The organism is Micromonospora sp. KC723, assembly GCF_004348595.1.
Taxonomy (GTDB): Bacteria; Actinomycetota; Actinomycetes; order Mycobacteriales; family Micromonosporaceae; genus Micromonospora.
Genome location: NZ_SMKD01000198.1, coordinates 1 through 7788, shown reverse-complemented (window position 1 = coordinate 7788; position 7788 = coordinate 1). Strand labels below are relative to the sequence as shown.

6 protein-coding genes and 1 pseudogene are annotated in these 7788 nt (G+C 76.0%); 1 reads left to right on the top strand and 6 read right to left on the bottom strand.

Annotation, left to right across the window (positions count from 1 at the left end):
• Together E1165_RS26835 and E1165_RS26830 are read right to left on the bottom strand one after the other, a co-directional pair.
• Nucleotides 1-1045: pseudogene (locus tag E1165_RS26835) on the bottom strand (transposase); the annotation flags it as partial.
• Nucleotides 1046-1085: 40 nt separating this feature from the next.
• Nucleotides 1086-2039, bottom strand: coding sequence for a DNA primase (locus tag E1165_RS26830; protein WP_132394512.1), 954 nt, complete (start codon nt 2037-2039; stop codon nt 1086-1088).
• Nucleotides 2040-2157: 118 nt separating this feature from the next.
• Between E1165_RS26830 and E1165_RS26825 the strand changes: the two genes are divergently transcribed.
• A complete protein-coding gene (locus E1165_RS26825; protein WP_132394511.1) occupies nt 2158-2499 on the top strand; it encodes a PadR family transcriptional regulator in 342 nt (113 codons plus the stop codon).
• Between the two features lie 102 nt (nt 2500-2601).
• Here E1165_RS26825 and E1165_RS26820 read toward each other — a convergent pair whose 3' ends face one another.
• The 4 genes from E1165_RS26820 to E1165_RS26805 all read right to left on the bottom strand — a co-directional run.
• On the bottom strand, nt 2602-3270 hold the full coding sequence (locus tag E1165_RS26820; protein WP_132394510.1) for a permease prefix domain 1-containing protein: 669 nt from the start codon (nt 3268-3270) through the stop codon (nt 2602-2604).
• Nucleotides 3271-3335: 65 nt separating this feature from the next.
• Nucleotides 3336-5099, bottom strand: coding sequence for a thiol reductant ABC exporter subunit CydC (gene cydC / locus E1165_RS26815; protein ID WP_132394509.1), 1764 nt, complete (start codon nt 5097-5099; stop codon nt 3336-3338).
• Entirely contained in the window at nt 5096-6769 is a 1674-nt protein-coding gene (gene cydD / locus E1165_RS26810; protein WP_132394508.1) for a thiol reductant ABC exporter subunit CydD, read from the bottom strand. The genes cydC and cydD overlap by 4 nt, the downstream gene beginning before the upstream one ends.
• Nucleotides 6766-7788, bottom strand: a 1023-nt coding sequence (locus E1165_RS26805) for a cytochrome d ubiquinol oxidase subunit II (protein WP_243705005.1), incomplete at its 5' end; no start/stop codon positions are given. The genes cydD and E1165_RS26805, both read right to left, overlap by 4 nt.

Below are 7788 nucleotides of genomic sequence, written 5' to 3'. Positions count from 1 at the left end.
CGGTGGGAGTGGGCGGGGTGGGCTCGGTCGGGCGCAGGGCACGCAGCCCGCCTCCGGTGCCGCTGATGCCGGTCAGCTCGGCGACCGGCTCGCCCCGGCGGGCGGCGGCGCGCCGGCCGGATGCCGGCGACGGTGCGCTGCTACGGGCGGTGAGCGCGCTGACCAGGGCCTCGCAGCCGGCGTCGCAGGCGCGTACCGCGGCCACCGCCTGCCGGACGGTCTCGGCGACCGCGGCGGTGAGCGCCCGGTTGACCGTCGCGCGCCGGGGCGTCTCGGAGACGGCCACCCGCAACGCGGTCACCGCGGCGTCGATCTCGTCGGCCTCGGCCACCCCGTCGGCGACCAGGTGCGCCGCGACCGCGTCGGCGGCGACGGTGACCTCGCGGCCCTGGGCGGTCGTACCGGCAAGCATGCCGGGCTCGGGGAGGGCGTCCAGGACGGCCAGTGGCACCGGCTCGGCCGGGTCCGGGTACGCCCGCAGGGCGGCCGGATAGAGCTCACGGAGCACCTCGCGTAGCGCCACCGCGGCCGAGTGGCGGCCGCTGGAGAGGGCGCCGTGCGCCGACAGGACCTGCTTGTAGCCGGCCAGATCCCGAGGTGCCGGCAGGGTGACCGCCGAGAGGGCGCCAGCCTGGAGGGCGCGGGCCAGGCCCACCGCCCGTCGCTCGGCCGGCGGTGACTGCATCTCCTCCAGGGAGTCGTCGTCGGCGAAACGCTCGGCGAAGTCGTCGACCGAGTCGTCGTCGGCGATCGCGAGTGGACGCCCGGCGGCGCTCAACAGCGAGGTGACCGTGTGGTCGTCGCTGTCGGCCGCGATCGCCGCGCCGCTCAGTCCGCCCGACCGCTCCACGAGCAGCGTGACCAGTTGGGCGTAGCCCGCCGGGTCGTCGCTGATCTCGCAGACGTGCAGCAGACGGCCTGCGTCGTCGACCACAGCGGACGTCAGCGTCGATCCGGTCGATGCCGGTCGGTCGGCCGGATCCGCCGAGGCCAGACCGCAGTACACGCGCACGAGCGCCACGGCGTCGTCCTCCTCCCGGGACACAGGTCTTCTTCTGCCAGAGACTGATGCTCCCTGGTCGAGGTCAGTCGCGCCAGTCCACCACGGCAGAGATCTTGCCGACAATGGTGCGCCAACCCAGGCTGGCGGTCTGCGCTCCGATTCTCTTCAGCCGTCGGCGGCCGAAGAATCCTCCGATCCCACCATTGACAGACGACCGCAACGCCTCGTCGAGGTCGTCGAGGCTGGAACCGGCGGAGAGCATGTCCAGCACCGCCGGCAGCCGCAGCGCGTACGCCAGGTCACGGGCCACCTCGCCGGCCTCGATCAGCAGTGTGGGATCCCAGGTGTCGTGCCCGCCGCGCAGGTTCTCCACGACCAGGTCCAGTTCGTACGTGTCCTCGTCGAGCGGCGTGATGTCGGCCGGCTCCACCCGTTCGGCCAGTTCGTTCCAGCCGTCCAGTTGGGACATGTCGTTCGGCGCGCCGGACCGGATGAAACTGACGAGGGCCTCGGGGGTCTTGAAGAGCAGCAGCCGGCCCTTGTGGGTCAGGAAGAGCGGAACCTCCTCGTCGCCGGCCGTGTCGTCGGCGTCCTCGTCCTCGTCCTGGGAGTCGGCGTCCTCGCCGTCGGCGGCGTCCTTGCGGCCCTTGGCCTTCGGCTCGTCCGTCTCGTCCTCCTCGGCGGTGAGGGCGGCGAACTCCTCGTCGAGGATGATCACCTCCTCCTCGTCGTCCTCGTCGGTCTCGACGACCTGGCGACGGGCCAGGAAGGGGTCGTCCTCGTCGCGCTCGGCGACGTCGGTGGGGGTCAGCTCCCGTCCCGGCCGGTACGCCCGCAGGGTGAAACCGGTGCCGGCGGGCAGGGCGATCTCCACCGGGTCGATCCGCAGCTCGTCCCAGAGGGAGCGGTCGACGGTGCCGCGCTCCGGCGCGGACTCGGCCGGCCCGTCGGTGGCGTCGAGCTCGGGCTCGTCGGCGTCGGGCCGTTGGGGCGACTGGCGGACCACGCTGACCTCCGTGTGCGTCGGGTTGCCCACTCGCCGGCGTCTTCCGCCGACCAGTGACTCTGGGCACATACCCTAGTGGTCCGTCCGGCGGGCGCGGAGCCCGCACCCCGCTGGCGGTCCGGAGAACCGACACGTAGTCTATCTACGCATGAAGGCCCAGTCGCTGCACGGACACCTCGACGCGCTGCTGCTGGCGGTGCTGGAGCAGGGCGCCCTACACGGGTACGCCATCATCGAGGCGCTGCGGGCACGCAGCGACGGCAGCCTCGATCTGCCCACCGGCACCATCTATCCGGCGCTGCGGCGGTTGGAGCGGGCCGGGCATGTGATCAGCTCCTGGAGCACCGTCAACGGCCGCGAGCGACGCACCTACGAACTCACCGACTCGGGTCGTCGGGCGCTGGCCGGGGAGCGGGACGGCTGGCACCGGTTCAGCGCCACCGTCGGCCGCTTCCTCGGCTCCGACACCCCGCCGTCCGCCCCCGCCTGACCACCACCGGCCCCTGCCCGGGGTGCCGGCGGCGATGATCGGGCCGTCCAGCCCGAGCCCAGGCCACGCAGGTGGACGACGGCGGGGCGGGGCCTCGCGGGTTCAGCCGGCGGCGGCCAGCCAGCAGCGGGTGGCCCGGGCCAGCGCGAAGCACGCGGCCCCGACCAGCACCGCCCCGATGATCATCGGGGGCCAGGTCAGCGCGGCGTCCCACAGCCGGACCGACCAGGCGAACAGGGCGGCCCCGGTGAGGAAACCCAACGTCAACGCCCCGCTGAGCCCCAGCCCGACCAGCCGCCCCACCGCGGACGGGCCGATCGCGCCCCGGCGAGCCGACCACCGCCCGAGGGCCAGGGCGGCCAACGAGAAACCGGCGACGGCCAGCCAGATCCCGTTCACCGAGATGGAGAGGAGCTGGTAGACCTCGGGCGGCCGGGGCCCGTCGCTCCAGCTCGACCCCTGCCAGGTCAGATCGCCCGCGGCGACCAGGATCGCGGCCACCACCAGGGCCCGTACCGACAGGCCACGCAGCGCCGCCGCGCCCAGTTCCGCCTGGTACGCCGGGGCGAGCTGGGCCGGGGTGCCGAACTCGGCCACCGCGCGCCGGGCGGCCTCCGCCGGCGCCAGCCCACCCTCCCGGTACGCCTCGGCGGCGTCGGCCAGCGCGTGTCGCAGCTCGACGAGCAGCTCCGCCTTGAGTCGGGCCGGCCCGCGCAGCCGGCCGTCCAACTCGCGCAGCCGCTCCTCCAGGACATGTTCCGATCCCCACACGGATCTCACCCTGCCACGGGCGGCACCGACCCGCGTCGGGGAGATTCCCTGAGCAGGGCCGCCGCTCAGGGGGCCAGGGCGAGGTAGCCCCGCTCGGCCGCCTCCTGGACCAGCCACTGGTCCCGGTACCAGCCGGGGACGGTCACCAACTCGGCGTGCCGGCCGCGCTGGATGACCCGACCGGCGTCGAGGACCACGATCTCGTCCAGCCCGTCGAGGCCACTGAGCCGGTGGCTGACCAGCAGCACCGAGTGCCCGGCCGGGGTGGCCGCCAGCGCCGAGGCGAGCACCGCGTCGGCGGCTGCCGGGTCCAGCCCCTCGGTCGGCTCGTCGAGCACCAGCACGGGCGGGGCGGCGAGCAGGGCCCGGGCCAGCGCGAGGCGCTGCCGTTGCCCGCCGGAGAGCTGCCCGCCCTCCTCGCCGACCATGGTGTCCCAGCCGTCGGGCTGGTCGCGTACCCAGTCGAGCAGACCGGCCGCCCCGGTCGCGGCGGCCAACTCGTCGTCGCCCGCGTCGGGGCGGCCGAGCAGCAGGTTCTCCCGGACCGAGGCGTGGAAGACGTACGCCTCGGCGAGCAGCCCGCCGACGGCCCGGGGCAGCTCGTCGGCCGGGTACGCCGACAGGTCGTGCCCGTCGAGGGTGACCCGGCCGGCGTCGGGGCGTACCGCGCCGGTGAGCACGGCGGCGAGGGTGCTCTTGCCGGCGCCGCTCGGGCCCACCACCGCCACCCGCCGGCCGCCGGGCAGGTCCAGGTCCAGCCCGGCGAGGGCGGGCGCGGCACCCGCCCGGTACCGGACGACGACCCCTTCGAAGCGCACGTCGTGGGTCGCCCTCTCGACGACGGACGGGGTGCCGTCGGTACGAGCCGTGCCGTCCGCCGTGGGGCTGGGCTCGGCGAGCAGGTCGGCGACCCGGGCGAGGCCGGCGCGGAGCTGGGTGCGCTGCCGGGCCGCCCCGACCAGGGCCAGGGCGGTCTCCACGGCGGCGAGGGCACCCACGGCGAGTACGCCGACCAGTACCCCGCCCACCCCGGCGCGCAGCGCGACGAGCACCACGCCGCCGGCGGTCAGCCCGGCGAGCAGCACCCCCGCCGCGTCGACCGCGAAGCCGGCCGCGGCGAGCCGCCGTTCCAGTCGGGCCAGCCGGTCGGCGCGCCCGGTGGCGGCCCGTAGCGCCTGCCCGGTGGCGCCGAAGGCGGCCAGGTCGGCCGCGCCGTGGACGAGGTCCACCGCGTCGGTGGCGAGCGCGCCCCGCAACGGCGCCACCTCGTCGGCGGCGCGGCGGGTCAGCACGGTGGCCGCCGTGGGCAACGCCACCCCGGCGACGAGCAGGCCGACCGCGAGCACCCCGGCGGCGGGTGGGGAGACCAGTGCGGCCCCGCCGACCGCCAGCAGACCGACCAGCGCAGCGGCGGCACCGGGTACGAACACCCGCAGGAGCAGGTCCTGGACGGCCTCCACGTCGGAGACGAGCCGGCTCAGCGCGTCCCCGGTCCGCTGCCCGGCCGGGCCTCGGCGGGCGGCGAGGGTGGCGAAGACCCGGGCCCGCACGTCGGTGATCATCCGGAGTACGGCGTCGTGGCCGGCGAGGCGTTCGGTGTAACGGAACACGCCCCGGCTGATGGCCAGCGCCCGGACGGCCACGATGGCGACGGTGAGCCGGTCCAGCGGCGGCCGGCCGGCGGCGCTCATCAGCAGCCAGGTGGCGGTGGCCATCAGCGCCAGTCCGGCGACCTCGGTGGCCGTGGCGAGCAGCCCCGCGCCGACCAGCCGGCGCAGGTACGGCCGGGCCAGTCGCCACACGGCCCGTTCCGCGGCTGCGGTGCTCATCGGGCCGCCTCGGTGGCCGGGGTCAGCTCGGTGACCCGACCGTCCTGCACGCGCAGGATCCGGTCGGCGTCCGCCAGCAGCGCCGGCCGGTGCGCGACCAGCAGCGCCGTACGCCCCTGGACCAACCGCCGGGTCGCCGCCAGCACCACCGCCTCGCTGGCGGTGTCCAGCCGGGCGGTGGGCTCGTCGAGCAGCACCAGCGGGGCGTCCCGGAGGAAGGCCCGGGCCAGCGCCACCCGTTGCCGCTGCCCGCTGGACAGGCCGTGGCCGCGTTCGCCGAGGATGGTGGCCAGCCCGTCGGGCAGGGCGGCGACGACGTCGTCCAGCGCCGCGTCGGCGACCGCCGTGGCGAGTGCCGCGTCGGGGGTGTCGGGGGCCCCGAGCCGGATGTTGTCGGCCAGCGAGGCGGCGAAGAGGTGGGCGCGCTGCGGCACCCAGGCCACCTGGCGCCGCCAGCCGTCGAGGTCGACGTGGGCGAGGTCGACACCGTCCACGGTGACCCGTCCGGCGGTGGGGGTGACGAAGCCGAGCAGCAGGCCGAGCAGGGTGCTCTTGCCGGCGCCGCTGGGGCCGACCACGGCGATCCGTTCACCGGGGCGCACGGTCAGCGTGACGTCGCGCAGCGCGGTGGTCCGGTCGTACGCGACGGTGACGTTCTCGAACCGGATCTCGCCGCTGCCAGCCGGGGCCACCGCGGGTGTGGCGGTGGGGGCCACGGTGGCCGGGGCGGCCGAGACCGTCAGCGCCTCGTCCAGCGCGGTCAGTCCCTCCATGCTGGCGTGGAACCGGCTGCCGGCCGCCCGCAGCGGCAGGTACGCCTCCGGGGTGAGCAGCAGCACCAGCAGCGCGGTGGAGAGGGTGATCCCGCCGCCGAGCAGCCGGATGCCGACCGGCACCGCGACCAGCGCCACCGAGAGGGTGGCGACGAGTTCCAGCACCAGCGCGGAGAGAAAGGCGACGCGCAGCGTCCGCATGGTGGCGACCCGGTGGCCGTCGGCCATCCGGCGCACCACGTCGGTCTGTGCCCGGGCCCGCCCGAACACCCGCAGCGTGGGCAGCCCGGCGACCATGTCGAGGAAGTGCCCGCCGAGCATCGACAGCCGCCGCCACTGCCGTTCGGTGGCGGCCTGGGCCTGCCAGCCGAGCAGCGCGCCGAAGATGGGAATCAGCGGGAGGGTCAGCGCGATGATCAGCGCCGAGCCCCAGTCGGCGAAGACCAGCCGGGCCAGCACGGCCAGCGGCACGGTCACGCTGAGCACGAGCTGGGGGAGGTAGCCGGTGAAGTAGGCGTCGAGCGCGTCCAGGCCACGCCCGGTGAGGGTGGCGAGCCGCCCGGCCCGCTGGCCGGCGACCCAGCCGGGCCCGTGCCGGCCGACGGCGGCGAGCAGATCCGCCCGCAGGGCCGCCTTCACCGTGGCCGCGGCCCGCGCGGCGACGGCGCCCTGCGCCCAGCTGACCAGCGCCCGCCCGCCGACGGCGGCGACGAAACCGGCCAGCGCGCCGGTGTCCAGCCGGCCGTCGAACGCGGTGGCCAGCAGCGTGGCCAGGGCGGTGGCCTGCCCCACGACCAGCAGCGCCGTGAGCCCGCCGAGCGCCGCGAGCACGGCGAGGTCGCGCCGGGCCGCGGGGACCCGGCGCAGCAGACGCGGGTCGAAGGGACGGCGGTTCACCAGTACACCGGTGCCCTGCCGTCGGTCCGTCCCCGGAAAACCCACCAGCACATCGCCTGAAAGCCTAGTAGGGCGGGAACAAGGGGCAGCGCGAGCCAGCCCAGCAGCCGCAGCGTCGGCCCGCTCGCCGCCGCCTCGGCCACGGTCAGGGTGGCCGTCGGGTCGACGGTGGAGACCAGCACGGCGGGCCAGAGTGCCGCGCCGACCAGCACCACGGGCAGCGCCAGCGCCGCGCCGGTGGCGGCGAAGGCCACCCCGGGCCGCCGCCGGGCGAGCGCCGCCCGCGCCAGCAGCAACGCCGTGACCAGTGCCGACGGCAGCAGTACGGCCGCCGCCGGCTGCTGCGTCGCGGCGTGTACCCGCTCGGAGAGCAGGCCCAACGCGGTGGCCGTGCCGACCGCGGCGACCGCCACCGGGATCAGCCGTCCGGCAAGTCGGCCGAGGGCGTCGGCGTCGGCGGCCGGCAGCCGCAGCGTGAGGAACGTCGCACCGTGCACCGCGACCAGCGCGAGCATCGCCAACCCGGCGGCGGCGGCGAACGGGGTGGCCAGGTGGGTGACCCCGGCGACGTGGCCGTCGGCGTGCAGGGGTACGCCCTGCAACAGTCCGCCGAGCAGCGCGCCCCAGCCGAGCGCGGCGAGCGCGCTGCCGACGACCACCACCCGGTCCCAGCCGGCGCGGGTGACCGCGCCCAGGGGACGGCTACGCGACTGCACGCCCACGGTGACCAGGATCACCCCGACCAGTGCCCCGACCACGGCCGGGTAGAAGCCGGAGAGCAGTTCACCCTCCAGGGTGGGGAAGGCGCCGAAGAGGATGCCGACGAAGGCCACCAGCCAGACCTCGTTGCCGAGGAAGAACGGGCCGAGCGCGGTGAGGCCGGCGCGGCGGGCGACGGGCCCGCCCCGGGCGAGCAGCAGGCCGACGCCGTAGTCGTAGCCGCCGAGGACGAGGTAGGTGGCGAAGAAGAGGCCGAGCAGGGCGTACCAGGCGAGGTCCACGGTGGTCTCCGTCAGGCG

Bases quoted from the DNA above. Each gene is read 5' to 3' on its own strand.
- E1165_RS26825 (WP_132394511.1), top strand. From the start codon at position 2,158: ATGAAGGCCCAGTCGCTGCACGGACACCTCGACGCGCTGCTGCTGGCG.
- cydC (WP_132394509.1), bottom strand. From the start codon at position 5,099: ATGAGCACCGCAGCCGCGGAACGGGCCGTGTGGCGACTGGCCCGGCCG.